Here is a 26,624-nt window from a genome sequence, read left to right as displayed (position 1 = left end):
TACGTAATAGCACGAACGGGTTACTTTGCGGCAGTCGCAGGCTTGCTGTCCTTTATCACGAAGCGCAACACACCGATGACCTGGCCATCTTCGGTCAGCACCCGAACCTGCCATTTACCCGCGGGGTTGCCGGGGAAATTCTGTTTGTGGGTCCAGGCCCGATAGCCTTCCTTGCGCCCGCCGTGGATGTCCAGGGGAATGCGGTCGACCTCTTTGCCGTTGAACATCCAGACGTGATAAATCCGTTCGGCCAGACCTCGCGGGGCATTGATCGCGGTGTACGCGTACAGCCCACCTCCGCGAATCTGCTCGGCGCTGACTTCTTCCAGGCTCTTGCCGGGGGTGCGGTCCTGCATTTGGGTGCTGATCGCCACGTCAGTCATCCACAGTGTCGCCGGCGGCACCCAGGATCGCAGCACCCAACCGAGCGCGCCGATGCCCAGCGTGATACTGAGAATCGCCAGCGCGTTGCGCACGGTACGAATCGGGAAGATCGACGCCAGGCTCGGGAACGACAGCACGACGGCGGTGCCCAGGGCCAGTTTGAAGCTCTGAGCGGTGGTCAGGTGCAGGATGACGGGCAGGGCGGTCAGCAGTGCAGCGAACAGCGTCAGGGTATGCAGCGCCAGGAACGCCCAGCGCCGGGGGGCCAGCCATTTGTAGTAGAGCGGGTCGATGATGGAAATCAGCGCAGCCACACACAGTAACCCGGTGAAGAACAACTGGCTGCTGTTCCAGGTGGTGGTGATGAAAAAGAACGGCAGGACGAAGAACAGGCTTTCCTGGTGGATCATCTGCGTGGCGTAACGCAGCAAAGGCTGGGGAATTTCGCGTTTGAAGAGCCTGGCGAACAACTTGGTGAGGCTGTTTTCCAGCATCAGCCAGATCCAGCTGAGCACCATGATGATGGTGATCCAGGTCGCCAGGCCTTGCTGACGATCGACCAGAATGAAGCTGCCGACCCCGGAAATGAAACCGCCGAGCGCAATGACCCCTGGGTAGCGCTTCATCAGTGCCAGGATGCGCTGGACGTATAGGGTCAGAGTAGGCATTCGGCGGTTCGCAATAGTCGTGGGGAAAATCCCCGACAGGGTAACCGCCGAGAGGGCGGCGTGGCGAGGGGCTACGGTCCGATCACAAAACCCTTGTAGCAGCTAGCGTAGCCTGCGTTCGGCTGCGAAGCAGTCGTAAACCATTCAACGCGATACATCAGGTATATCTGACGTAACGGATTTGCGACTGCTGCGCAGCCGAACGCAGCCTTCGGCAGCTGCTACACGGTTCGCGGTGCCCTTCGATGCAAGCGCCAACTCAGCAGCATCAATACGATGAGCCCCAGCACCCCGGCAATCGCCCACATCAACTGGTCATCACTGATCAACGGCTGTTCGATCCGCAGGTAGCCCGGCTGCATGAGCAATTCACGCATGGCCTTGTTCGCTTCCGCCAGCGTCACCCCTTGCAGTTCCTTGGCCGGGTTGGCGAAACGGCCGTCCTCGTAGTCCCCAAGGGCACTCCAGTAATAATCGGCCAACGCGCTGTTGCCTTGCACAGCCCAGGCCTGGCGGGCGATGGCGGCCTGTTTGAGGCGGTTGAAGCTGTCGGCATTGAGACCGTCCCTGAGCAACCCGGCCTTCAGATCATCCAGCACCCGTTCGGCCTCGGGCACGTCGTCGCGCTCAAGGTCCGCGTTCAGGCTCATGAAGCCCACGCCGCCAAACACCTCGCGCCCGGCCGAAGGCCCGTAGGACAAGCCATGGGCCAGGCGCATTTGGCGGTAGAGCGCCCAGTCCAGATAGTCCTTGAGCAAGTCGAAGGTTTCGTCGTGCTGATCTTCCAGCACCGGCTCTGGCACCAGCCAATGCAACTTGGCACTGCCGCCGACAAAACCGTGACTCAGGGTGCGCTCATGGTCAGCACTGGCCTGGATAGCCGGCAGGGGCGGGTGTTCGGTCGGGTCGACCGCTTCAAGCGCGCCATAAGACCGTTCCAGATAGGCCGGCAGCAACCGGTCGAGGTCGCCGACCACGATCAGGGTCATGTTGTTGGGCGCGTACCAGGCCTTGCGTACCTTTTCCACCTGATCGCGGGTCAGGTGATCGACCTCAGGCCGCTCGGGGCATTTGAGGCCCAGTTCCACCGCCAGCTGATTACTCGCCGTGTGGCCAAGATCCTGGCGATCCAGCCAGCGTTGCAGGTGCGAGTAATGGCCGCCGTCTTCGCGCTCGACCACTTGTTTGGCGGCGTTGATGGCGTTGTCGTCGATTCGGGTCTGGGTCAGCAGCGCCAGCAGCAGGTCGAGGACCTTGCGCTGATTTTTCGCCGGGGCTTCGATGACGAACGTCGTGTCGGCATTGCTGGTGTAAGCGTTCCACTCGCCACCCAGGGCCTGCATGCGTTCTTCCAGCCCGCCTTCGCCCGTGGCGTCGATGCCGCTGAACAGCAAGTGCTCAAGCAGGTGCGGCAGCTCTTTGTCGGCACAACTGAAATCATCGATGCCGACGCCGACCACCAGACGAATCGCGACATGCCCGCGCTCGGTGCCGGGTTTGAGCAACAATTGCAGGCCGTTGGGCAGCGTGTAACCCTCGACCTGAAAGCGATCCAGGGCAAATGAAGGGAATGAGCCAAGCAACAGACAGGCGAACAACAGACAACGCATAACGAGTTTCCATACGGCTAGCGTAAGTTCAACAGACTTCAGGCAACTGTGGACGTTCAGGGTGAATGAGTGATGTCAGCGAAATCGTCGACCGCCAGGGCGCCGATGTCGGCAGTTTCCAGCACCACATAGGCGCTGCTGCAAAACAGCGAATTCAGACGCTTCATGTCGGCAATCAACTCAAGGTGCAACGAGCTGGTTTCGATACTCTGCACGATCTTACGTTGCAAACGGCTGACGTGAGCATGGGCCAGGCGCCGTTCCTGTGCGCGAAAGCGACGTTTCTCACGCAATAACTGGCGGGCACTTTCCTTATCGGCACTGAGGAACACCGACAATCCCAGGCGCAGGTTGGATATCAACTGACTGTGCAGCCCCGCCAACTCTTCCAGGCCGACCTCGGAAAAAGACCGACGCTGTGAGGTTTTCTGCTGCTGAACCTTGCGCAGCATGCGTTCGATGAGGTCGCTGGCGAGTTTAAGGTTGATCGCCAGCTCGATGATTTCCGCCCAGCGCCGGCTGTCCTGCTCGCTGAGGTCTTCACGGGGCATTTGTGCCAGATACAGTTTGATGGCGCCGTAGAGCGATTCCACATCATCGGTCAGGCGCCGCATTTCCTGGGTAATGGCGGTTTGCTTGCCGTTCAGCACGTCGAGCATGGCCTCGAGCATGTTGTCGATCAGGTCACCGATGCGCAGGGTTTCCCGGGCGGCATTGGCCAGCGCCAGGCTGGGCGTGACCAGCGCTGTTTGATCAAGATGTCGCGGTTTGGCGGTGCCATTGACTTGTGGGCGCTCCGGCAGCACCCACGCACAGAACCTGGCCATCGGTCCGACACTCGGCAGCAAAAACAGGCAGCGCGCGGTGTTGTAGAGCAGGTGAAAGCCAATGACCATTTCCTGTGGGCTGAAGTCCAGACTGTCGATCCAGTGCACCAACGGGTCGAGCACCGGAATGATCAGTAACAGGCCGATCAGTTTGTAGAGCAGGCTGCCCAACGCCACCTGACGACCAGCGGCGTTCTGCATGCTGGTGCTGAGGAAGGCGAGGATGCCGCTGCCGATGTTGGCGCCGATCACCAGGCCGATAGCCACGGGCAGGCTGATCACTGCGGCACCGGCCAGGGTCGCCGTCAGCAGGACGGCGGCCAGGCTGGAGTAGGAAACCATTGCGAACAGCGCGCCGACCAAGGCATCCAGCAGGATGTCGCCGGTCAGCGAGGCAAAAATAACCTTCACGCCTTGGGCCTGGGTGATCGGCGCGGCAGCCTCGACGATCAGTTGCAGCGCCAGAATGATCAGCCCCAGTCCGATACTGACCCGGCCCATCTGTCCGACCCGGGTCTGTTTGCGCGACAGGAAGAAAATCACCCCAAGAAAGATCAGCAGCGGCGACAGCCATGACAGGTCGAGGGTCAGCACCCGCGCCATCAGCGCGGTACCGACGTCGGCCCCGAGCATCGTCGCCAGGGCCGGGGTCAGCGCCATCAGGCCCTGACCGACAAAGGAGGTGACGAGCATGGCGGTGGCGTTGCTGCTCTGGACCATCGCTGTCACGACGATCCCCGAGATGAACGCCAGCCAGCGCTTGGACATGTTCCGGCCAATCACATGGCGCAGGTTGGAACCGTAGACCCGCAGGATGCCGGTTCGGACGATGTGCGTGCCCCAAATCAACAAGGCCACGGCAGATAACAAATTGAGCAGGGTGAGCATGCAGGCCCCCTGTGGCGGTAGCGCCCCAAAGGGGCAAGTTGACGGTGCCGCGCGTTCTTCTACGTTCTGTACTTAAGCTGTAGTTGGCTAACGGTCTGCGCGCCAGCATCGCACAGCTAAAGAAGCGATTGAAACAAAACTGTCATGAAAACAGGTTGATGCAGATATGAAAAAGGGGCCCGAAGGCCCCTTTGTCATCACATGGCATTCGGGTTACTGACCCGGAACATCCTTGCGCAGTTTCACTGGGTCCTGCTGCTTCTTCTTTTTCATCATCGCGCTGCGCATCTTGATGTTGATCGCTTCCACCGCCAGCGAGAACGCCATGGCGAAGTAAACGTAGCCTTTTGGCAAGTGCACTTCGAAGGACTCGGCAATCAGCACGGTACCGACCAGCAACAGGAACGACAGTGCCAGCATTTTCAGCGACGGGTGCTTGTCGATGAATTCACTGATGGTGCCAGCCGCCAGCATCATCACCAGAACGGCAACGATGATCGCCGCGACCATGACTGGGACATGGGAAACCATACCGACAGCGGTAATCACCGAATCCAGGGAGAACACGATGTCGATGATCGCAATCTGGATGATGGTGTAGAGGAAGTTGCCGCCCTTGCCGGTCGGTTCCTCATGGGTTTCGTCTTCACCTTCCAGTGCGTGGTACATCTCTTGCGAACTCTTCCACAGCAGGAACAGACCACCGAAGAACAGGATCAGGTCTCGCCCGGAAATGCCTTGGCCGAACACTTCGAACAAGTCGGCGGTAAGGCGCATGACCCAGGTGATCGACAGCAGCAACAGGATCCGCGTGACCATGGCCAGTGCCAGGCCGAAAATCCGGGTGCGCTGTTGCATGTGCTTGGGCATGCGGCTGACCAGGATCGAAATCATGATGATGTTATCGATACCCAGGACGATTTCCAGGGCGGTCAGGGTGAAGAAGGCAACCCAGATTTCAGGGTTGGTCAGCCATTCCATGTGTATTCCTTTGAGCGATTGTTAAACCACGAAGGGCCCGGGCTTCAAACAGCAAAGCCTGGACCCGTCATGGTGAGTCTTGGGCTTATAGAGTGCTGAACAGCGGAAAAATCCCCATCAGCAACGCGGCAACCAGTATGCACATGCACACCAGCACTGCCCATTTCAGGGTGAAGCGCTGATGGTCACCGAAGTCGATACCGGCCAGGGCCACCAACAAGTAGGTCGATGGTACCAGCGGGCTCAACAAGTGGACGGGCTGACCGACGATCGAGGCACGTGCCATTTCAACCGCGGTTATACCGTAATGACTGGCGGCTTCCGCAAGTACCGGTAACACGCCGTAATAAAATGCATCGTTCGACATGAAGAACGTGAACGGCATGCTTACCAGCGCAGTGATCACGGCCAGATACGGGCCGAGAAAATCCGGGATGACCGCCAGCAGGCTTTTCGACATCGCGTCGACCATACCGGTGCCCGTCAGGATACCGGTGAAGATGCCCGCGGCAAAGATCAACCCGACCACCGCCAGCACGCTACCGGCGTGGGCCGCGACGCGGTCCTTCTGCTGTTGCAGGCACGGGTAGTTGACGATCATGGCAATACTGAACGCCACCATGAACAACACCGGCAGCGGCAACAGACCGGCGACCAGGGTGCACATCAGGCCCAGGGTCAGGGCGCCGTTGAACCAGATCAACTTCGGACGACGGGCATCCGGGAATTGCGAAACGCTGATTTCACTGTGGTCGATTTCATCGCCCACCAGGTGCAGCTCACCTAGACGCGCACGCTCACGCTTGCCGTAGAAGTAGGCGATCACGAGAATTGCCAGCACCCCGGCAGCCATCGCCGGAATCATCGGTACGAAGATATCCGACGGGTCCACATGCAGCGCACTGGCCGCACGTGCGGTCGGGCCGCCCCAAGGTGTCATGTTCATCACGCCACCAGCGAGGATGATCAGGCCGGCCATGATCCGCGGGCTCATGCCGATGCGGCTGTAGAGCGGCAACATGGCGGCCACGCAGATCATGTAAGTGGTCGCGCCGTCACCATCGAGGGAGACGACGAGCGCCAGTACGGCGGTGCCGACCGAAACTTTCAACGGGTCGCCCTTGACCAGTTTGAGGATCTTGCGCACGGCCGGGTCGAACAGGCCGGAATCGATCATCAAGGCGAAGTACAGAATGGCGAACATCAGCATCACACCGGTCGGTGCGAGCTTGGTGATGCCTTCGAGCATCATCGGGCCGATCTTCGGCGCAAAGCCACCGAACAGCGCGAACAGGATCGGAATGATGATCAGAGCGATCAGCGCGGACAGGCGCTTGGTCATGATCAGGAACATGAACGTGATGACCATGGCAAAGCCAAGGAAAGTCAGCATGGGAATACTCCAGGCATAGCGCGGCTAGGGAATGGGCGAACCGGGTGGGTCAGCGCAGAACGGGAAGCACGAGGCGTATGGGCGGAGTGACAGCGAAGCGGCGGGTAGAAGAGGACATCAGGATCACCATTGTTGTTGTTAAATGGGCTGTGCGAGCGATAAAACACTGGCATTGGCCGACCGGTCTGTTGCCGGTAGTGGGGGCGATCCTAATCGGGGAAGCTTTCACCCAGCTTTCGCGGATGAAAGCATTGACCAGATGTGCAACCGGTCGTCGGACGGGTTTGAAGTCCCTGAAAACAGGGCAGGAGGACAAAACATGGCCGAAATTCATACGGGCGGCTGCCACTGCGGACATCTGCGCTATCAATTCAGCGGGCCTTTGCACGATATCGCCCACTGTCATTGTTCGATTTGCCGACGGGTCAGCGGCGGGATCGTGACCACCTGGATCACCGTGCCCGCGTCAGCCTTTGAATGGGTGAAAGGCACGCCGGCGCAGTACGACTCTTCAACAACCTGCGTGCGGTATTTCTGCTCAAGCTGTGGGGCGCAGCTGGCGCTGGTCACGCGCCTGAGCCCGGACAGCATCGACGTGACCATCGCCACCCTCGATCATCCCGAGCACGCACCCGCCGAAAGGCATATCTGGACTGACAACCGACTGCCTTGGCTGCATCTGGACGAACATTTGCCCGGCGAAGCCGAGGAACAGTTGTAAACTGATCAAAAAATAGACAGATCCAGTGGCCGAATCGCGCCCATCCAGATGGCATGCTCGGTGTGGTCGAGCAGATCGTCGCCGGTGTCGGGGTGCAGGAACACCACCAAACCCTTGCGGTTCAGCGCAAGCCAGGGCAGCACGTCGCCGATGTATTGCGGCTCGAAAGCCAACTGGCAGCTCCAGTCCGGGTGCGGGCCCACCGGGCGTTCATGGACGCGCCCCATCTTCAGTGGAAACAGTTGCGCCGCCTGCTCACACAAGGCTCGCGCCTGAGGAAGGGTGCTGGCGTCGAAGTAGACATGGGCGTGGTAGCCCTTGATCCGCTGCATTTGAAACCCTCTGAACCGAGTCGAACCGGCGTTGTTTCCCAAAGGTCACACGCCATATAGACAGGAAGAACGGAGCACGGCCATGAAAAATGCCGAAACCCCGGTGGTGAAAGTGGTGCTTTATGGTGCCATGAGTAGCCTGGGCAGTGCGCTGATGGCTGAAATGCTGCGGCGCCAACATGAAGTGATCGCGATTCTCGATGATTTGACGGCGCTCGCGCCGCGCCCGGGATTGCGGACCAAGACCGGTGATTTGTTCGACGCCAAGCGGGTCAAGCAGAGCGTCGCCGGGTGTTCGGCGGTGATCTGTCTGCTGGATGCACCCGGATTGCCGATGAACAGCGAGCACGTGGAAAAATCCATCGTGCCCGGCCCGGTCGAGCAAGTGCTGGCGGTGGATGCTCTGATTGATGGCATGCAGGCCTCGGGAATTGCCCGGTTGTTTCTGGTCGGAGATTTCGAGGCACTGGATGATCCGGAGATAGAAGATCGACTGCAACGCCACGCCGCCGAAGAAATCCGCGAGGCCCTGCAAAGCAGCACCTTGCACTGGACGCTGGTGAATGCGCCGCGCGGGGTGCCCGGGCTGACCATCGAACATTTCAGCCACGTCAGCAGCAGCCTGGAACCGGGCCTCGCCGAACCGCTTGAACGGTTAAGCCGGGTGGCGGTCGGGATTGCCGATGAGTTGCGGTTGAACCTGCATGTCGGCGAACACGTAACCTTCGTCGCGACTTCAGAATCGTAAAGATCGCAGCCTGCGGCAGCTCCTACAGAGGAACGCATTCCAAGGTAAGAGCTGCCGAAGGCTGCGATCTTTTAGCTTTCACACCGCAATCGAGGGCAAAGGCAGTCCATTGAGCGATTGCGCACTGCTGGCCTGCTCAGCCATCAGCCAGTCCACAAACTGTTGAATCAGCGCTCCACGCCGTTTTCGCTGGGGCAGGACCACGTAATAGCCGAGCCTGGAAATCACCGTTTCCGCAATCGGTCGGCACAACAAACCTTGCGCCAGCAAGTTATCCACAAGGTGCCGCCACCCAATCGCCACCCCTTGGCCGCCAATCGCCGCTTGAATCAACAGCGTGTAATTGTCGAAGCGTAATTGTCCCGGCGCGGGTGCCGAAGCGATCCCGAGCTCTCGAAACACGCCGCTCCAGTCGAACCAGTTGCTGCTGTTTTCGCCTCGAAGGTGCAGCAGCGGGAACTCGAGCAATGACTGGGATGGCAAGGGCAGGGGACGATCCTTCAACAGCAGCGGGCTGCACACCGGAAAGACTTCTTCGCTGAACAGCCAATGGCTTTCGCCCTGCTTGAATCGGCCATCACCAAACAACACCGCCACATCAATATCGGTGCGCAGCATATTGAGGCTGCGTTCGCTGGTGACCAGGCTGACATCCACTTGAGGATTGGCGGCATGAAAGCGGTGCAAGCGCGGCATCAGCCAATACGCGGCGAAGGCGAAATCGGTGGCGACCTGCAGCACTTCATGTTGGTGCTGTGCGCTGATCGCGCTCAATCCTGCGTCGATGTTCTGCAATCCAAGCTGAACCTGCTCAAACAGGATCGTCCCGGCTTCGGTCAGTTCGATGCCGCGATAGATTCGGTCGAACAGCCGCGTCCCGAGTTGCTCTTCCAACCGTTTGATCTGCTGGCTGATGGCCGGTTGCGTGGTGCCAAGCTCCACTGCGGCCGCCGTAAAGCTGCGTTGACGGGCCGCCGCTTCAAAGGCGCGAAGCAAATCCAGAGACAAATCACCAAGGGCGTCATACATAAGCTGTGCTTATCCTAGTCATTGCCGCGCATGGGCTTTACCACAAATTGCATGGGCTACATGCTCGATCGCAGCACTCCCGCATAAATATTCACTATGGAATGCCGCGATCACATGAAGCGCAAGAATATTCTTTTCATCATGGCCGATCAGATGGCCGCGCCAATGTTGCCGTTTTACGGCCCTTCGCCCATCAAACTGCCTAATCTCAGCCGCCTCGCCGCCGAAGGCGTGGTGTTCGACGCCGCTTATTGCAACAGCCCACTGTGCGCGCCGTCGCGTTTTACCCTGGTCAGCGGTCAGTTGCCGAGCAAGATCGGCGCCTACGACAACGCAGCCGATTTCCCCGCCGACGTACCGACTTATGCCCACTACCTGCGTCGACTCGGCTACCGCACCGCGCTGTCGGGCAAGATGCATTTCTGCGGACCGGATCAGCTGCACGGCTATGAAGAACGCCTGACCAGCGATATCTACCCGGCCGATTACGGCTGGTCTGTGAACTGGGACGAACCAGACGTGCGTCCGACCTGGTTTCACAACATGTCTTCAGTGTTGCAAGCCGGGCCGTGCGTGCGCACCAATCAGCTGGATTTCGACGAAGAGGTGGTGTTCAAGGCTCAGCAGTATTTGTTCGATCACATCCGCGAGGAGGGAGATCAGCCGTTTTGCCTGACCGTTTCGATGACCCACCCACACGACCCGTACACCATTCCCAAGGCTTTCTGGGATATGTACAACGACGCCGACATCCCGTTACCCGAAACTCCGGCGCAGACCGAACTTGATCCGCACTCCCAGCGTTTGCTCAAGGTTTACGACCTGTGGGACAAACCGCTGCCTGTGGATAAGATCCGCGATGCGCGTCGTGCATATTTCGGTGCGTGCAGCTATATCGACAGCAACGTCGGCAAACTCCTGCAAACACTCGAGGAAACCGGCCTGATCGACGACACCATCATCGTGTTCTCTGGCGACCACGGCGACATGCTCGGCGAGCGGGGTCTCTGGTACAAAATGCACTGGTACGAAATGGCCGCCCGCGTGCCGCTGTTGATCAGTGCGCCGGGGCAATTCGGGGCTGGCCGGGTCAGCGCGGCGGTCTCCACTGCTGATCTGTTGCCGACCTTCGTGGAACTGGCCGGGGGTTCGCTGGAGCCGGGGCTGCCGCTGGATGGCCGCTCGCTGGTTTCGCACCTGCAAGGGCAGGGCGGTCATGACGAGGTCTTCGGCGAGTACATGGCCGAAGGCACCATCAGCCCGCTGATGATGATTCGCCGCGGCGACTACAAATTCATCTACAGCGAGGACGACCCTTGCCTACTCTTCGACGTACACAACGACCCGCGCGAACTGGAAGAACTCAGCCAATCGCCGCAACATAGTTCGCTTTTCGATGAATTTATCGCCGAAGCCCGGGCCAAATGGGATATCCCGGCGATCCACCAACAAGTGCTCGCCAGCCAGCGACGCCGACGTTTTGTCGCCGAGACATTAACCATCGGCAAGCTGAAGAGCTGGGATCACCAGCCACTGGTGGACGCCAGTCAGCAGTACATGCGCAACCACATCGACCTCGACGATCTGGAGCGTAAAGCACGTTATCCACAACCCTGCCAAAACCAATAATGTTAAGGGGAATGCCATGCGTAGGTTATCCACAGCAATGACGGTCGGGCTTCTGGCTCTGGGCAGTGCGTCGGCGTATGCCGATCAGAGTTGCGAGACGGTGAAAATGGCCGACCCTGGCTGGAGCGACATTGCCGCGACCAACGCCATCACCGGGTTTCTGCTGGACGGCATGGGCTACAAGGCCAAGGTCGACACGCTTGCAGTGCCGATCACCTTTGGCGGCTTGAAAGATGGCCAGGTCGATGTGTTTCTCGGTAACTGGATGCCGGCACAACAGGGCTTCTACGACAAGTTCGTGGCCACCGGCGATGTCACTCAACTGGCGAAGAACCTGGATGGCACCGAATTCACGCTCGCCGTCCCGGATTACGTCTGGGACGCGGGTGTGCATAACTTTGCCGACCTGAACAAATACGCCGACAAGTTCGACAAGAAGATCTACGGCATCGGCTCCGGCGCTCCCGCCAACATCTCGTTGCAGGAAATCATCAAGAAGAACGACTTCGACATGGGCCAGTGGAAACTGGTCGAGTCCAGCGAGCAGGCAATGCTGGCGGAAGTGTCTCGCGCGGTGAAAAAACAGAAGTTCGTGACGTTCCTCGGCTGGACCCCGCACCCGATGAACGTGCAACTGAAAATGCATTACCTGAAGGGCGGCGAGAAGTACTTCGGCGACACCGGCAGTGTTCACACCCTGACCCGCAAAGGTTATGCACAGGCCTGTCCGAACGTCGGCAAACTGCTCACCAACCTGAGTTTCACCCAGGAAATGGAGAACAGCATCATGGCCGAGGTGGTGAACAAGAAGGTCAGCAATGCTGATGCGGCCAAGGCATGGATCAAGGCTAATCCGGCTGTGCTGGATAAGTGGCTGGACGGGGTGAAGACCGTGGATGGGAAAGATGCGTTACCGGCAGTAAAAGCCAAACTCTGAACCCTGTGGGAGCGAGCTTGCTCGCGATAGCGGCGTGTCATTCAACATTAGAGTGACTGACAGGCCCACATCGCGAGCAAGCTCGCTCCCACAGGTGTCTGTCCTGCTACTCTTGCGCCAAAATCCCACCCGAGAGGACCCATGGCCTTCCCAAGCCGCCATTCGCTCTTCCCCTTTCTCAGCTGGATGCCCCGGCAAACCCGCGCCAGCGTCGGTCGCGATCTGATCGTCGGCCTCAGCGGCGCGATTCTCGCGCTGCCGCAATCCATTGCCTACGCACTGATCGCCGGTCTCCCACCTGAATACGGTCTGTACGCGGCGATTATTCCGGTGCTGATCGCGTGTCTCTGGGGTTCTTCGTGGCACTTGATCTGCGGTCCTACGGCGGCGATTTCTATTGTCTTGTACGCCAGCGTCAGTCCCCTGGCCGTTCCTGCGTCAGAGGACTACGTCACCCTGATCCTGTTGCTGACGCTGCTTGCCGGCATTTTCCAGTGGCTGCTCGGTTTGCTGCGCTTCGGCGCCCTGGTGAATTTCGTCTCGCACTCGGTAGTGCTGGGTTTCACCCTCGGCGCGGCGGTGGTGATTGCCATTGGTCAACTGCCGAATCTGTTGGGGCTGGAATTGCCCAACCAAGCGACGGCGCTGAACAGCTTGATGATGCTGTTGAGTCATCTCGGCGCTGTGGATAAACCGTCGCTAATGCTGGGCCTGGCGACGGTCGTCGTGGGCGTGATCCTCAAATTGCTCCTGCCGCGCTGGCCGACGCTGTTGATCGCCCTGGCGCTGAGCGGATTGCTGGTCTGGCTTTGGCCATCGATGTTCGGCCATGTGAAGTTGGTCAGCGCGTTTGTCGGGCGGCTGCCGCCCTTCAGCCCGCTGCCGCTGGATCTTGATCTGATTCTGCGCTTGCTACCCAGCGCGGTAGCGGTGGGCATGCTCGGGCTGGTCACCAGTCTGTCGATTGCCCGATCCTTGTCGGCCCGCTCCCAGCAGTTGCTCGACGCCAACCAAGAGGTCCGCGCCCAGGGTTTATCGAACATGGTCGGTGCGTTTTTTTCCGGATCGCTGTCAGCCGGCTCATTCACCCGCTCGGGCCTGAGCTACGAAGCGGGTGCCTGCTCGCCGATGGCCGGTGTTTTTTCGGCGGTGTGGGTGGCGCTGTTCGCTATCTTCGGCGCGAATTTGATCGCGCACATTCCGATCCCGGCCATGGCCGGCAGCATTCTGTTGATCGCCTGGGGGCTGGTGGATCATCGCGGTATTCGAGCGTTGTTGCGGGTCAGCCGCGCCGAGTTCCTGGTCATGGCGCTGACCTGTGTCGCCACGCTGCTGCTGGAATTGCAGACCGCGATTTACGCTGGGGTGCTGGCTTCGCTGTTCTTCTACCTCAAACGCACCTCGCAACCGCGGGTTCAGCATTGGCGGGATGGGGATGAAGACATTCTGCGGGTTGGTGGTTCGATCTTTTTCGGCGCCAGCCATTACCTGCAAGTAAGCCTGCAACGGATGCACGGCGCGCGCGTGGTGATCGAAGCGCAGCAGATCAACTTCATTGACTATTCAGGCGTGGAAATGCTGCACCAGGAAGCGCGGCGGCTGCTGCGGCAAGATCGCAGCCTGACCCTGCGGCGCGCGCGGCCGCAGGTGGTGGAAGAGTTGCGCAAGCTTGAAGGCGCGGAGAAATGCCCGATCCGTTTCGAAGACTAAAAAGATCGCAGCCTGCGGCAGCTCCTACAGAGTGAACGCCTATCCCATGTAGGAGCTGCCGCAGGCTGCGATCTTTTGACTTTAAAGGGCCAACTGTCGGCGAAGTTCGGCCAACACTGGCGCCGTATCCGGACGCACACCGCGCCACAGATAGAAGGCTTCGGCTGCCTGTTCAGCCAGCATCCCCAAACCATCCATCGACACCGCCGCGCCATGTTCAGTGGCCCAACGACAGAACGAGGTCGGCTCCTTGCCGTACATCATGTCGTAGCACACCGTTTTGCCCGACTCGATCAAACTGCTGGCAATCGGCGGTACATCCCCTGACAGACTGGCGGACGTCGCGTTGATGATCAGGTCCACCGATTCCTTCAACCAATCGAAACCACTGGCCGACACCGGCCCCAGATCCGCGAACAACTCAGCCAACAGTTCGGCTTTTTCCACCGTGCGGTTGGCGATGACTACCGAAGCGGGTTGCTCAGCCAGCAACGGCTCCAGCGCACCGCGCACCGCGCCGCCAGCACCGAGCAACAGGATGCGTTTGCCCTTGAGGCTGAAACCGGCGTTGACCGTCAGGTCCCGCACCAGACCGGCGCCATCGGTGTTGTCGCCCAACAGGCTGCCATCGGCCAGTTTGCTCAGGGTGTTCACCGCACCAGCCCGCTGCGCCCGCGCCGTCAGACTGTTCGCCAGACGATAGGCCTCCTCCTTGAACGGCACCGTCACATTCGCCCCCCGACCTTCGAGGAAAAACGTCCGGGCGCAGGTGGAAAAATCGTCGAGGGGCGCCAGCAACGTGCTGTAGTCAAGTTTTTGAGCCGTCTGCTCAGCGAACAGACGGTGGATCAGCGGCGACTTGCTGTGGCCAATCGGGTTACCGAATACGACGTAACGGTCCATCAGAATTCCTCGTTCAGGCCTTGGCCAACCAATCGCGGTCTTGCAGGAAGTACTCGGTCAGCCGTGCTTCTTCGCTGCCCGGCTCGGCTTTCCAGTCGTAGCCCCAGCGTACTTGCGGTGGCAGGGACATCAGGATCGACTCGGTACGCCCGCCCGATTGCAGACCGAACAGCGTACCGCGGTCGTAGACCAGGTTGAATTCAACGTAGCGCCCACGGCGGAATTCCTGGAACTCACGCTGTTTGGCAGTAAACGCATCATTTTTGCGGCGCTGCACGATCGGTAGGTAGGCGTCGATGAACGCGTCACCGATGGCACGCATGAAGGCGAAACTGGTGTCGAAGTCCCATTCGTTCAAGTCATCAAAGAACAGGCCACCGATGCCGCGCGGCTCGTGGCGATGCTTGATGTGGAAGTAGCTGTCGCACCAGGCCTTGTAACGCGAGTAAACATCCGGACCGAACGGCGCGCAGGCCTGTTCGGCGACGCGGTGCCAGTGCACACAATCTTCTTCATTGCCGTAATAAGGCGTCAGATCAAAACCACCGCCGAACCACCAGACCGGTTCTTCGCCTTCTTTTTCAGCGATGAAAAAGCGCACGTTGGCGTGGGACGTCGGCACATGCGGGTTGTGCGGGTGAATGACCAGCGACACGCCGAGGGCTTCGAAGCCACGACCGGCCAGCTCTGGCCGATGAGCGCTGGCGGACGGTGGGAGACCGCTGCCGAAGACGTGGGAAAAGTTGACGCCACCCTTTTCGATGACCGCGCCGTTTTCGATCACCCGGGTGCGACCGCCACCGCCGGCAGGCCGGGTCCAGGCGTCTTCGACGAACTGCGTGCCGCCGTCTTCAGCTTCGAGGGCCGCGCAAATGCGGTCTTGCAGGTCGAGCAGGTAGGCTTTTACGGCCTCGGTGCGGGTCGTCATGTCATCACCTTGAATCGGGCAAAGCTACGCGGCGCTCCATGGGAGCGGGGCCGGCGCAAATGGGCGCGTAGCATAACATCGCAGATGGGCCTGCCGCAGTTGACGAAGATCAAGCTTCGGAGTCCGATAGGGAGCTTCGCGCTACAACTCTAGTAACTAAGACCTAAGGAGAGTTCTGATGGCAAAGCGTATCCAGTTCCGCGCCCATGGCGGCCCTGAAGTACTCGAGTATGTCGATTACCAACCCGCCGAACCCGGCCCGCAGCAGGTTCGCGTCACCAACAAGGCCATCGGCCTGAATTTCATCGACACCTATTACCGCAGCGGTCTCTATGCGCCGCCAGCCCTGCCATCGGGCGTGGGCTCGGAAGGCGCGGGCGTGGTCGAGGCGGTGGGCAGTGAAGTGACCCGGTTCAAGGTCGGTGATCGCGTGGCGTATGGCAGCGGTCCATTGGGCGCCTACAGCGACGTTCACGCGCTGCCGGAAGCCAACCTGGTCCTTCTGCCGGACGCGATCAGCTTCGAACAGGCCGCCGGCGTAATGCTCAAGGGCCTGACCGTGCAGTACCTGTTGCGTCAGACTTATGAACTCAAAGGTGGCGAAACCATCCTGTTCCACGCTGCCGCGGGTGGCGTCGGTTCCCTGGCCTGCCAGTGGGCCAAGGCCTTGGGTGTGAAGTTGATCGGCACGGTCAGCTCACCGGAGAAAGCCGCACTGGCAAAGGCCAACGGCGCTTGGGCGACCATCGATTACAGTCATGAAAACGTCGCACAGCGCGTACTGGAATTGACCGACGGCAAAAAAGTCCCGGTGGTGTACGACGGCGTGGGCAAGGATACTTGGCTGACTTCGCTTGATAGCGCGGCGCCTCGCGGTCTGGTGGTGAGCTTCGGCAATGCGTCGGGTGCGGTAGACGGGGTGAACCTGGGAATTCTGTCGGCGAAGGGTTCGTTGTACGTGACCCGGCCTACCCTCGCGACTTACGCCAACAATGCTGAAAACCTGCAACGCATGGCGGATGAATTGTTCGAGATGATCATCAGCGGCAAGCTGAAGGTGGACATCAGCCAGAAGTATCCATTGGCCGAAGCGGCGAAGGCGCAGACCGAGTTGTCGGCGCGACGCACGACGGGTTCGACAGTGTTGTTGCCTTAAGGGCCTCTTCGCGAGCAGGCTCGCTCCCACAGGGTATTTGTGATCGACACCTAACCAATGTGGGAGCGAGCTTGCTCGCGATGAACGATGACGCGGTCCTAGTCCGGGCGCACAACGTGGCCGGTGGCGAGATCGCGAATCACGCTCGGATTCTTGCGCCCACCCAGATTCCCACCCAACACGTAATCCACCTGCCCACGGAAATACTGCTCGACGCGAATCCGCGTCCGCGCCGCCGGTTGGCCCTGCGGGTTGGCCGACGTTGAAACCAACGGCCCGACCACCGCGCACAAATCCCGCACCAACGGGTGATCGCTGACCCGCAGCGCCACCGTTTCATGCACGCCGGTAATCCACTGCGGCAACATATTCTGATGCGGCACCAGCCAGGTGTTCGGCCCTGGCCAGGTGCTGGCCATGCGATCCATCCACAATTCAGGAAAGTCTTCGAAGAGGAAGTCGAACTGGCGAATGTTGTCGGCCACCAGAATCAACCCTTTTTCCACCGACCGACCCTTGATCGCCAGCAGACGATAGACCGCCTCTTCGTCCCACGGGTCGCAACCCAGGCCCCAGACCGCTTCGGTTGGGTAGGCAATCACCGCGCCTGCGCGAATGGCTCGTGCGGCTTGTTGCACACGCCAACTGTTGACCATGAAAAAACACTCCGGAATAAGGCTCTGCGCAGTTTACCGATCTTCCTTATAAAACCTAGCTCACCCGCGCAAACCAGCGCCCGCTTTCGCAGACCGCACGGCCGTCCATTTCCAGTTCCGTCAGCGCTGCCAGCACTTTGGGCAAGGCCCAACCGCTGGTGACGGACAACGCTTCACTGGTGTGGGGCGCGGCATGCAGCAGCATGAGCAACGGATGTGTCACCGATGGTGTCGCTGTGGATAACGGCAACTGCTGCCAGCCGCGCAACGCTTCGAGGATATGCTCGATGGTTTCCACCAGCACTGCGCCGTCGCGGATCAGTTGATGACAACCCTTTGCACCAGGGTGGTGGATCGACCCTGGAATCGCATACACCTCGCGCCCTTGTTCCGCCGCCAGCCTCGCGGTGATCAACGAACCGCTGGCGACACTCGCCTCAACCACCAGCACGCCCAGGGATAAACCGCTGATGATCCGATTGCGCCGGGGGAAGTTACTGGCGGTCGGCCCGGTGTCCAGCGGGAACTCCGAAAGCACTGCGCTACCCGAGGCGATCATCGCGTCTGCCAGTCGTCGATTACGCTGTGGATAAAACTTTTCAAGTCCCGTGCCAAGTACACCGACCGTTCGCCCGCCCACGTCCAAAGCGGCTTGATGGGCGGCGGCATCAATGCCCAGCGCCAAACCGCTGGTAATGACAAAACCGGCGCCGGCCAGACTGCGGGAAAAGGCGGCTGCAGTGTCCATGCCCGGCCGCGAAGCGCGACGGCTGCCGACCATCGCCAGCTGCGGTTTTTCCAGAATGCCAGGATTGCCCGCCACGAATAACAATGGCGGCGCATCACTGATTTCCGCCAGCAGTGCCGGGTAGTCAGATTGGTCCCACATCAGTAAATGCTGGCCCGGACGCTCTAACCAGGCCAATGCATGGCTCGCGCCATCACGGATTTCACTGGAGCGCCTGGCCTCCGCGCAAGCGAGTGGCAAACCCAGTGAACGCCAGGCACTGGCCGGCGCGCTGATAGCCTTGGACGCCGAGCCGAAGGCCTCAAGCAATTTCTTGAAACGCGCAGGACCGAGTTCCGGCAGGCGATGCAAACGTAAACGAGCTTCCAGTTCCGCAGGGGAAACCGGTGCAAAAGCAGACAGCGACATGGATCATCCTTGATCGTTATGAGCCCCGTTCAAACGGGAATAAGCTGTGGATAACTCTGTTGGTAACTTGTAGAGCCTGTTAAGGATTTCGCACCTTGTCCAGCACCGCCAGGGAGCGTGATGCATTGAGCACCAACCCGTAGCTGAGCTTGTCGTAGGTGCGGAAAACCATCAGCAAACCGGCGCGTTCATCCGGGATTTTCAATGGCTGACCGGTAATCCGGTCACGCACGGTTTCGCCGGTTTTCATCACCACCAACACGTTGCCTTCGGCCAAGCCATCGCGCTGGCCTTTGTTCAGCGTGACCACATCCAGCGCGCCAATTTGGGTAACCCCGCGCGGCACGTCGATGATCAACCCGTTGATCTCGGTTTTTGGCGCACTGGGCATGAAGGTCGAGTTGATGGAGCGCTCTTCACCGCTGAACAAGCGGTCGCCGAGGCGGACTTCCTGAGTGGTGCGTTGCAGTGCCAGGGTGGCGACGTCGCCTTCGGTGGCCACAATCTCGCCGCTGCCGATGTCGTCGGCATTGATCCCCAAAAATTCTTTACTGACCGGATCGGTGTAGACCTTGCCCTGACGGAAGATGCCGTAAACCGGCTGGGCCGGGTCGAAGTGGCCGCGAGCAAAGATTCGGTCACCGGTGCCACTGAGCACGCGTTCGGCATCGCCGGCGACGATATAAGGCGCCTTGTCGAAGTCCTCGACCTTGTCGACGATGCGGTTGCTCAGCAGAAAGCTGTTGATCGATTGCAGCGGAATGCTCGGGATCGCATCGGCGACCGGGCTGCTGCGGATGCGTGGCGACAGCTTGATGGTGCCCCGGGAAGCGCCACGGTTGAGGGTCAGGCGTGGCTGCCCATTGACGTAGACCAGCGACAGCGAGTCGCCGGGGTAGATGAGATTGGGGTTTTCGATCTGTGGATTGGCCTGCCAGAGTTCCGGCCATTTCCACGGATCACGAAGGAATTTCCCCGATATGTCCCAGAGTGTGTCACCCGATACCACGGTGTATTGCTGTGGAAAACCTTCCCTGAGTTGCACTTGCCCGTGCGCCAAACCGGCCGAGGCCAGAAGGAGCAAGGCGAGTAGTGATTTCCTCATGCGGTGAATCCCTTTATTATGTGCATTCGCGTAGAACGCCAGAGCCCTCGTGGCTCGCTCCCGACTCTTTACCAAAAAGAGAAGGAAGCTACGTTTTACAACGGTAGCCTGCATCTTCGGACCCGCCAGGCCATCGACCCGACATTACCTCACATGTGCAGCAATTAAGCTTATGGCCATTTTAGACATCCTCGAATTCCCCGATTCGCGCCTGCGCACTATCGCCAAACCAGTGGCCGTAGTGGACGACGAAGTGCGTCAGTTGGTCGATGACATGTTTGAAACAATGTATGAAGCGCCAGGCATCGGCCTCGCCGCGACCCAGGTCAACGTGCACAAACGTATCGTCGTGATGGACCTCTCCGAAGACCGCAGCGAACCACGGGTGTTCATCAACCCCGAGTTCGAAACCCTGACCGACGAGATGGAGCAATATCAGGAAGGCTGCCTCTCGGTGCCGGGCTTCTACGAAAACGTCGATCGCCCACAGAAGGTCAAAATCAAGGCCCTGGACCGCGACGGCCAGCCTTACGAACTGATCGCCGAAGGCCTGCTCGCCGTGTGCATCCAGCATGAATGCGACCACCTGAACGGCAAATTGTTCGTCGACTACCTGTCCAGTCTCAAACGCGACCGAATCAAGAAGAAACTGGAAAAGCTCCATCGCCAGAACGCTTGATGCCCTCCTTTCAAAGGCTTGCTGCGGCAAGCCTTTTTCTTTTGCGAGACCTTTTGAATGACTGAGCCACTGCGCATCGTCTTTGCCGGCACCCCGGAATTCGCCGCCGAACACCTCAGGGCCCTGCTCGACAGCCCTTACGAGATCGTCGCCGTCTACACCCAACCGGACCGTCCGGCGGGTCGCGGGCAAAAGTTGATGCCAAGTCCGGTCAAGCAGTTGGCTCTGGAAAACAACATTCCTGTGTTGCAACCGCCGACGCTGCGCAACGAAGACGCTCAGGCTGAACTGGCCGCGCTCAAGCCGGACTTGCTGGTGGTGGTCGCCTACGGCCTGATCCTGCCGCAAGTGGTGCTGGATATTCCGCGTTTGGGCTGCATCAACAGCCACGCCTCCTTGCTGCCACGCTGGCGCGGTGCGGCGCCGATCCAGCGCGCCGTCGAAGCGGGCGACAGCGAAAGCGGTGTGACCGTCATGCGCATGGAACTGGGCCTCGACACCGGACCGATGCTGCTGAAAGTCACCACGCCGATAACCGGTGAAGACACCGGCGGCAGCCTCCACGACCGTCTGGCCGAAATGGGCCCGCCAGCCGTGATTCAGGCGATTGCCGGCCTCGCTGCGGGCACTTTGGAAGGCGAAGTGCAGGACGACAGCCTCGCCACTTATGCTCACAAATTGAACAAAGATGAAGCGCGCATTGACTGGAGCCGCCCGGCGGTTGAGCTGGAACGTCTGGTCCGCGCCTTCAATCCATGGCCGATCTGCCACAGCACGCTGAATGGCGAAGCATTGAAGGTGCTGGCCGCCAGCCTCGCTGAAGGGCAGGGTGTTCCCGGTGAAATCCTCAGCGCCAGCAAGGATGGTTTGATCGTCGCCTGCGGTGAGCAAGCCCTGTGTCTGACTCGTCTGCAATTGCCCGGTGGCAAGGCGCTGAACTTCATCGACTTGTTCAACAGCCGTCGTGAGAAATTCGCTGTCGGCACCGTCCTCGGTCAAGCGGCGGACGCTCAATGAATCCACGTCTGGCCGCCGCCAAGGCACTGGCTGCTGTTCTTAACGGAAAAGCCTCACTCAACAGTTCCCTGCCGACACAGATGGACAAGGTCGAAGACCGTGACCGCGGCTTCACTCAGGACCTGGCGTTCGGCACCGCTCGCTGGCAGCCGCGTTTGTCGGCGTTGGCGGCCAAGTTGCTGCAGAAGCCGTTCAAGGCAGCCGACGCCGATGTCGAAGCGCTGTTGCTGGTCGGTCTCTACCAGTTGCTCTACACACGGGTTCCCGCCCATGCCGCCATCGGTGAAACCGTGGGTTGCGCCGACAAGCTGAAAAAGCCCTGGGCCAAGGCCTTGCTCAACGCCGTGCTGCGCCGCGCCCAGCGTGAAAGCGAAGCACTGCTGGCCGAACTGGAACACGATCCTGTGGTGCGCACTGCCCACCCACGCTGGCTGCAAAAATCCCTGAAGGCTTTCTGGCCTGAGCAGTGGGAAGCCATTTGTGCGGCGAACAACGCGCATCCGCCGATGATCCTGCGGGTCAACCGTCGTCATCACAGCCGTGATGCTTATCTCGGGTTGCTGACCGACGCCGGCATCGCCGCCACGCCGTGTGTTTACAGTCAGGACGGCATCATTCTCGAAGCCGCTGCCGACGTGCGCAGCTTGCCGGGTTTCGCCGAAGGCTGGATCAGCGTGCAGGACGAAGCCGCGCAACTGGCCGCCGATCTGCTCGACCTGGCACCGGGCCAACGGGTGCTGGACGCCTGCTGCGCACCGGGCGGCAAGACCTGCCACATCCTTGAAGCCGAGCCGGCACTCGCCGGCGTGGTAGCGGTGGACCTGGAAGCCAAGCGTTTGGTGCGAGTGCGGGAAAACCTCGCACGCCTGGGCCTGAGCGCCGAACTGATCGCCGCCGACGGCCGCGACACCACCACCTGGTGGGACGGCAAGCCGTTCCAGCGCATTCTGCTGGACGCGCCATGCTCGGCCACCGGTGTGATTCGTCGTCATCCCGACATCAAGCTGACCCGCCAACCGGACGACATCGCTGCTCTAGCGGTGCTGCAAGGTGAGCTACTCGACGCCATGTGGATAACTTTGGAGGTCGGCGGCATCCTGCTTTACGCAACCTGCTCCACGCTGCCAACCGAAAACACCGAAGTAATCGAAGCCTTCCTCGCTCGCACGCCGGGCGCCCGTGAACTGGACCTCGCGACTCAAGCCGGCATCAAGCAACCTCACGGTCGCCAATTGCTGGCCCAGGACGGCGGCCACGACGGGTTCTACTACGCCAAGCTGATCAAGATCGCCGCCGCGCGCGGTTAATGGGTTTTAAGGGAGTGACTGGATGAAAATCATCATCCTCGGCGCAGGGCAGGTCGGCGGTTCGCTGGCAGAACACTTGGCCAGCGAGGCCAATGACATCACTGTGGTCGACACCAACGGCGAACGCCTGCGCGACCTTGGCGATCGGCTGGACATCCGCACCGTGCAGGGGCGCGGCTCACTGCCGACGGTGCTGCGCCAGGCCGGCGCGGACGACGCCGACATGCTGGTGGCGGTGACCAACAGCGATGAAACCAACATGGTGGCCTGCCAGGTTGCCCACACCCTGTTTCACACCCCGACCAAGATCGCCCGGGTTCGCGAAGCCGCGTACCTGACTCGCTCCGAGTTGTTCGACAACGAAGCGATTCCGGTGGACGTGCTGATCAGCCCGGAACAAGTGGTCACCAATTACATCAAACGCCTGATCCAGCATCCGGGCGCCTTGCAGGTGATCGACTTCGCCGAAGGCAAAGCCCAATTGGTGGCGGTCAAGGCGTACTACGGCGGCCCGCTGGTGGGTCAGCAACTGCGTCAGTTGCGTGAGCACATGCCGAATGTCGAAACCCGCGTCGCGGCGATTTTCCGTCGTGATCGGCCGATCCTGCCGCAGGGCGATACAGTGATCGAGGCAGATGACGAAGTCTTTTTCATCGCCGCCAAGGCGAATATTCGCGCGGTGATGAGCGAAATGCGCCGCCTCGATGAGAGCTACAAACGCATCGTCATCGCTGGCGGCGGGCAGATCGGTGAGCGTCTCGCCGAGGCCATCGAAAGCCGTTACCAAGTGAAGATCATCGAGATGAACCCGGCGCGCTGCCGTCATCTTTCGGACACCCTCGACAGCACCGTGGTACTGCAGGGCAGCGCTTCGGATCGGGATCTGCTGCTGGAAGAGAACATCGCCGACGCCGACCTTTTCCTGGCCCTGACCAACGACGACGAAGCCAACATCATGTCGTCGCTGCTGGCCAAGCGCCTGGGTGCGAAGAAGGTGATGACGATCATCAACAACCCGGCCTACGTCGACTTGATTCAGGGCGGCGACATCGACATCGCGATCAGCCCGCAATTGGCGACCATCGGCACCTTGCTGGCGCACGTGCGTCGCGGCGATATCGTCAGCGTGCACTCATTGCGCCGGGGCGCGGCGGAGGCCATCGAGGCAATTGCCCACGGTGATGAGAAGTCGAGTAAGGTCATCGGCAAGTCCATTGAGAACATTGGCCTGCCGCCGGGCACCACCATCGGCGCAATCATCCGCGACGAAGAGGTGATCATTGCCCACGACGACACGGTGATCGCGGCCGGCGACCATGTGATTCTGTTCCTTGTGGATAAAAAGCATATTCGGGATGTGGAAAAGCTGTTCCATGTGGGACTCAGCTTCTTCTGATCCATGATTTGTGGCGCCTGGACTGGCCTCTTCGCGGGCAAGCCCGCTCCCACAGTATTTTGCAGTGAACACATATCTTGTGTACGGCCGAGATTCCTGTGGGAGCGGGCTTGCCCGCGAAGCGATCTCAAAAACACACAGGCATCCCTGAATATCTTCAATAAGGAATCCACCATGATCGAATCCCTGGAAAAAATGCTCGCCAAGGGTGTGGATAACTCGTTGCTGCGCTTCGGGCTGGGCAAGGGTTATCTGGATCTTGGGGAAAACGCCAAGGCCGCCGAGCATTTCCAGCGTTGCGTCGAATTTGATCCGAAGTATTCAGCGGCCTGGAAGCTATTGGGCAAGGCCCATCTGGGGCTGAAGGATTTCGCATCCGCACGTCAGGCGTGGGAACAGGGCCTGGAGGCCGCTCGCGCCCATGGCGACAAGCAGGCCGAAAAGGAAATGACCGTGTTTCTGAAGAAGCTTGAGCGTCAGGCTCACTGATCAGAGGTATCGCAGGCCAATGCCCTCGGCATCCACCAACACCACTTCCATGCGCACCCGTGGCGCGCCTGTGGGTAAGTCCTGCACCTGACCGTAAACCACCGCGCCCTTGGGCAGCGCCGACAAGGCCGGATGCTTGACGTAGACGCCCGTGGTCGAAAGGTTACGGGTCTGACCGAAGCATTCGCCGAAGCTTTCGTGAATGATCTTGATGCGAAACGATTTGCGCTGTTCGGACATCTTTTGCGTCCTTGGGTGAACGGGTTGTGGATAACCTGAAGCGCAAGATCAAAATATCGCAGCCTTCGGCAGCTCCTACAAATTAACCACAGATCATGCCAATCAACTCAGTACCAGCGTTCTTCACCCGGCGGACGCTTCTTGAAGCGCTTCATGCTCCACATGTACTGGCTCGGATACGCCCGCACATAGCGCTCGACCACCTGGCTCATGGCTGCGCAGGACGTTTCGGTATCGGTGCTGTACATGGCCTCTGGCGCGGCTTCCAGGATCACTTTGTAACCCGAACCGTCCGGCAACCGCAGGGCATGCAGGAACACGCCGACCGCTTTGCCGCCCGCGAGCATGTTCGGTACGAATTTGCTGGTCAGGGCCTGAGTGGCGAAGAACGGCACGAAAATCCCGGCGGATTCGGACGGTTCCGGGTCAGCGGGAATGCCCACTGCACCACCTTTGCGCACTTCCTTGATAACACTGAGGATGCCTTCCTTGGTGGAGGCGGCAACCCGATTGCCCAATTGCACCCGTTGCTTGCGCAGCAAATCATCCACAGCCTTCAGCTTTGGCGGACGATAAAAGATGATCGGTTTGCACTGGTTGCAATAGAAGTGGTTCAACACTTCCCAGTTGCCCAGGTGACTGGTGATGCCGACGACACCTTTGCCGGAGGCGAGGGCGTCCTTTAATACGTCGAGACCTTCGACTTCACGCACCAGGTCGATGGAGCGCTGGGCCGGCCAGATCCAGGCGCAGGCACTTTCGGTCAGGGACTTGCCGATGTCTTTAAGGCTCTGGCCTACCAGTCGCTCCCGTTCAGCCGCGTCCATGTCAGGGAAGCACTTGGCGAGGTTGATCCGCACGACATCGCGGGAACGGTTGGGGGTTTTCCACATCACCCAGCCGATGGCCGAGCCCACTGCCTGCACTGCCCGCCACGGGAGCAGGGCAAACAGCCGCAGAGCGCCTACCAGCAAGGCGCCTTTCAACTTATCCACAGGTCACTCCTGATCTTGTGCTGTGCGCGAGGCGGCTATTCTAACCGCCATTCGCCAGCGCCGCGTAGCGATCGCAATCCTGAGTGTGGTCCATGACCATGCCCGAGGCCTGCATCAGCGCGTAGCAAATGGTTGGGCCGACGAAGGTAAAACCAGCCTTTTTCAGGCCTTTGCTCATCTCCACGGCGGTCGGCGTCACGGCCGGCACTTCGCTGCGGTCCTTGAAATGGTTGATCACAGGCATGCCGTCGACGAAGGACCAGAGAAATTCCACCGGATCCTCCAGCGCCAGCCAGGCCTGGGCATTGCGCCGGGCCGCATTGAGTTTGAGGCGATTGCGAATGATGCCCGGATCGAGCATTAATTCATCGATTTCCGCGTCGCTCATTTGCGCCACGCGCTGTACGTCAAAGCCGAACAGCACCTCGCGATAACGTTCACGTTTACGCAGCACGGTGATCCAGGAAAGGCCGGCCTGGAACCCTTCGAGCAAAAGCAACTCGAACAATCCCTGCGCATCGTGTAGCGGCGTGCCCCACTCCTGATCGTGATAAGCCATGTACAGCGGATCTTCGGAACACCAAAAGCAGCGTGGCATAAGGCTCCAGGGGGCGTGCGCAGGACCGAATCGGGTATACTCCCGCTCTTTAAATCGCAGCCCAAGAAACAGGTGAATTTCGTGAGCCAGCCTACGCCAGCCGTGCGTACCTTCCAAGACTTGATCCTCGCCCTCCCGCACT

The 26,624-nt window shown here is 59.9% G+C and carries 26 protein-coding genes; 11 read left to right on the top strand and 15 right to left on the bottom strand.

The window, feature by feature from the left end; translation table 11 throughout:
- Window positions 1–20 precede the first annotated feature (20 nt).
- The 5 genes from ACIQU2_RS20735 to ACIQU2_RS20715 form a co-directional block, all read right to left on the bottom strand.
- Window positions 21–1,052: a DUF5924 family protein gene (locus tag ACIQU2_RS20735; RefSeq protein WP_347803940.1), complete on the bottom strand. Its 1,032-nt coding sequence runs from the start codon at window positions 1,050–1,052 to the stop codon at window positions 21–23.
- Window positions 1,053–1,273: 221 nt separating this feature from the next.
- Entirely contained in the window at window positions 1,274–2,662 is a 1,389-nt protein-coding gene (locus tag ACIQU2_RS20730; protein WP_403143678.1) for a M16 family metallopeptidase, read from the bottom strand.
- Window positions 2,663–2,718: 56 nt separating this feature from the next.
- Window positions 2,719–4,377: a Na/Pi cotransporter family protein gene (locus ACIQU2_RS20725; RefSeq protein ID WP_403143676.1), complete on the bottom strand. Its 1,659-nt coding sequence runs from the start codon at window positions 4,375–4,377 to the stop codon at window positions 2,719–2,721.
- A 213-nt stretch (window positions 4,378–4,590) separates the two neighbouring features.
- The gene (locus ACIQU2_RS20720; protein WP_403143674.1) at window positions 4,591–5,358 is read right to left on the bottom strand and encodes a TerC family protein; all 768 of its coding nucleotides are present in this window, start codon (window positions 5,356–5,358) and stop codon (window positions 4,591–4,593) included.
- A gap of 85 nt (window positions 5,359–5,443) precedes the next feature.
- On the bottom strand, window positions 5,444–6,751 hold the full coding sequence (locus ACIQU2_RS20715) for a CitMHS family transporter (RefSeq protein WP_403143672.1): 1,308 nt from the start codon (window positions 6,749–6,751) through the stop codon (window positions 5,444–5,446).
- Window positions 6,752–7,070: 319 nt separating this feature from the next.
- Here ACIQU2_RS20715 and ACIQU2_RS20710 point away from each other — a divergent pair, with 319 nt between their 5' ends.
- A complete protein-coding gene (locus ACIQU2_RS20710; protein WP_403143671.1) occupies window positions 7,071–7,472 on the top strand; it encodes a GFA family protein in 402 nt (133 codons plus the stop codon).
- 5 nt (window positions 7,473–7,477) lie between these two features.
- Here the strand turns inward: ACIQU2_RS20710 and ACIQU2_RS20705 are convergent, their stop codons facing one another.
- A complete protein-coding gene (locus ACIQU2_RS20705) occupies window positions 7,478–7,804 on the bottom strand; it encodes a DOPA 4,5-dioxygenase family protein (protein ID WP_347803934.1) in 327 nt (108 codons plus the stop codon).
- Between the two features lie 82 nt (window positions 7,805–7,886).
- Here ACIQU2_RS20705 and ACIQU2_RS20700 point away from each other — a divergent pair, with 82 nt between their 5' ends.
- Window positions 7,887–8,552, top strand: a complete 666-nt coding sequence (locus ACIQU2_RS20700) for an NAD(P)-dependent oxidoreductase (RefSeq protein ID WP_403143669.1) — start codon at window positions 7,887–7,889, stop codon at window positions 8,550–8,552.
- A 78-nt stretch (window positions 8,553–8,630) separates the two neighbouring features.
- Here ACIQU2_RS20700 and ACIQU2_RS20695 read toward each other — a convergent pair whose 3' ends face one another.
- Window positions 8,631–9,581, bottom strand: coding sequence for a choline sulfate utilization transcriptional regulator (locus tag ACIQU2_RS20695; RefSeq protein WP_095126794.1), 951 nt, complete (start codon window positions 9,579–9,581; stop codon window positions 8,631–8,633).
- 114 nt (window positions 9,582–9,695) lie between these two features.
- On the opposite strand from ACIQU2_RS20695, the gene betC reads away from it, so the two are divergent.
- The 3 genes from betC to ACIQU2_RS20680 all read left to right on the top strand — a co-directional run bounded on the left by betC (window position 9,696) and on the right by ACIQU2_RS20680 (window position 13,857).
- Window positions 9,696–11,210 carry a choline-sulfatase gene (gene betC, locus ACIQU2_RS20690; RefSeq protein ID WP_403143666.1) on the top strand — a complete coding sequence of 505 codons (1,515 nt, stop codon included), beginning with the start codon at window positions 9,696–9,698 and terminating at the stop codon, window positions 11,208–11,210.
- A 16-nt stretch (window positions 11,211–11,226) separates the two neighbouring features.
- Window positions 11,227–12,147 (top strand): choline ABC transporter substrate-binding protein, encoded by a 921-nt coding sequence (choX, locus tag ACIQU2_RS20685; protein WP_403143664.1) that lies wholly within the window; start codon window positions 11,227–11,229, stop codon window positions 12,145–12,147.
- Window positions 12,148–12,288: 141 nt separating this feature from the next.
- Window positions 12,289–13,857, top strand: coding sequence for a SulP family inorganic anion transporter (locus ACIQU2_RS20680; protein ID WP_403143662.1), 1,569 nt, complete (start codon window positions 12,289–12,291; stop codon window positions 13,855–13,857).
- Between the two features lie 81 nt (window positions 13,858–13,938).
- Here the strand turns inward: ACIQU2_RS20680 and aroE are convergent, their stop codons facing one another.
- Window positions 13,939–14,760, bottom strand: coding sequence for a shikimate dehydrogenase (gene aroE / locus ACIQU2_RS20675; RefSeq protein WP_403143660.1), 822 nt, complete (start codon window positions 14,758–14,760; stop codon window positions 13,939–13,941).
- A gap of 13 nt (window positions 14,761–14,773) precedes the next feature.
- Window positions 14,774–15,688: an oxygen-dependent coproporphyrinogen oxidase gene (hemF, locus tag ACIQU2_RS20670; protein ID WP_149628589.1), complete on the bottom strand. Its 915-nt coding sequence runs from the start codon at window positions 15,686–15,688 to the stop codon at window positions 14,774–14,776.
- A 178-nt stretch (window positions 15,689–15,866) separates the two neighbouring features.
- Here hemF and ACIQU2_RS20665 point away from each other — a divergent pair, with 178 nt between their 5' ends.
- Window positions 15,867–16,844, top strand: coding sequence for an NADPH:quinone reductase (locus ACIQU2_RS20665; RefSeq protein ID WP_347806158.1), 978 nt, complete (start codon window positions 15,867–15,869; stop codon window positions 16,842–16,844).
- 98 nt (window positions 16,845–16,942) lie between these two features.
- Here the strand turns inward: ACIQU2_RS20665 and ACIQU2_RS20660 are convergent, their stop codons facing one another.
- From ACIQU2_RS20660 to ACIQU2_RS20650, 3 genes are all read right to left on the bottom strand, one after another.
- Window positions 16,943–17,500 carry an L-threonylcarbamoyladenylate synthase gene (locus tag ACIQU2_RS20660; protein ID WP_056738480.1) on the bottom strand — a complete coding sequence of 186 codons (558 nt, stop codon included), beginning with the start codon at window positions 17,498–17,500 and terminating at the stop codon, window positions 16,943–16,945.
- 55 nt (window positions 17,501–17,555) lie between these two features.
- Window positions 17,556–18,656, bottom strand: a complete 1,101-nt coding sequence (dprA, locus tag ACIQU2_RS20655; RefSeq protein WP_403143656.1) for a DNA-processing protein DprA — start codon at window positions 18,654–18,656, stop codon at window positions 17,556–17,558.
- Between the two features lie 79 nt (window positions 18,657–18,735).
- The gene (locus ACIQU2_RS20650; protein WP_403143654.1) at window positions 18,736–19,761 is read right to left on the bottom strand and encodes a LysM peptidoglycan-binding domain-containing protein; all 1,026 of its coding nucleotides are present in this window, start codon (window positions 19,759–19,761) and stop codon (window positions 18,736–18,738) included.
- A gap of 172 nt (window positions 19,762–19,933) precedes the next feature.
- On the opposite strand from ACIQU2_RS20650, the gene def reads away from it, so the two are divergent.
- The 5 genes from def to ACIQU2_RS20625 all read left to right on the top strand — a co-directional run bounded on the left by def (window position 19,934) and on the right by ACIQU2_RS20625 (window position 24,649).
- Window positions 19,934–20,440, top strand: a complete 507-nt coding sequence (gene def, locus ACIQU2_RS20645; protein WP_027926190.1) for a peptide deformylase — start codon at window positions 19,934–19,936, stop codon at window positions 20,438–20,440.
- Window positions 20,441–20,497: 57 nt separating this feature from the next.
- Window positions 20,498–21,457, top strand: a complete 960-nt coding sequence (fmt, locus tag ACIQU2_RS20640) for a methionyl-tRNA formyltransferase (protein WP_403143652.1) — start codon at window positions 20,498–20,500, stop codon at window positions 21,455–21,457.
- Window positions 21,454–22,764, top strand: a complete 1,311-nt coding sequence (gene rsmB / locus ACIQU2_RS20635) for a 16S rRNA (cytosine(967)-C(5))-methyltransferase RsmB (protein WP_347805240.1) — start codon at window positions 21,454–21,456, stop codon at window positions 22,762–22,764. The genes fmt and rsmB overlap by 4 nt, the downstream gene beginning before the upstream one ends.
- 22 nt (window positions 22,765–22,786) lie before the next feature.
- A complete protein-coding gene (trkA, locus tag ACIQU2_RS20630) occupies window positions 22,787–24,160 on the top strand; it encodes a Trk system potassium transporter TrkA (RefSeq protein ID WP_347805239.1) in 1,374 nt (457 codons plus the stop codon).
- A 174-nt stretch (window positions 24,161–24,334) separates the two neighbouring features.
- Window positions 24,335–24,649 carry a tetratricopeptide repeat protein gene (locus tag ACIQU2_RS20625; RefSeq protein WP_056738491.1) on the top strand — a complete coding sequence of 105 codons (315 nt, stop codon included), beginning with the start codon at window positions 24,335–24,337 and terminating at the stop codon, window positions 24,647–24,649.
- Here the strand turns inward: ACIQU2_RS20625 and ACIQU2_RS20620 are convergent, their stop codons facing one another.
- The 3 genes from ACIQU2_RS20620 to tag form a co-directional block, all read right to left on the bottom strand.
- Window positions 24,650–24,889, bottom strand: a complete 240-nt coding sequence (locus ACIQU2_RS20620) for a PilZ domain-containing protein (RefSeq protein ID WP_347805238.1) — start codon at window positions 24,887–24,889, stop codon at window positions 24,650–24,652. It abuts the gene before it with no gap.
- Between the two features lie 107 nt (window positions 24,890–24,996).
- The gene (locus ACIQU2_RS20615) at window positions 24,997–25,884 is read right to left on the bottom strand and encodes a lysophospholipid acyltransferase (protein WP_347805237.1); all 888 of its coding nucleotides are present in this window, start codon (window positions 25,882–25,884) and stop codon (window positions 24,997–24,999) included.
- 40 nt (window positions 25,885–25,924) lie between these two features.
- Entirely contained in the window at window positions 25,925–26,482 is a 558-nt protein-coding gene (gene tag, locus ACIQU2_RS20610) for a DNA-3-methyladenine glycosylase I (protein ID WP_347805236.1), read from the bottom strand.
- Window positions 26,483–26,624 lie beyond the last annotated feature (142 nt).

Source organism: Pseudomonas sp. NPDC098740, assembly GCF_044760065.1.
GTDB classification, from domain to species: Bacteria; Pseudomonadota; Gammaproteobacteria; order Pseudomonadales; family Pseudomonadaceae; genus Aquipseudomonas; species Aquipseudomonas rossensis.
This window is presented reverse-complemented; position numbering and strand designations above follow the sequence as displayed.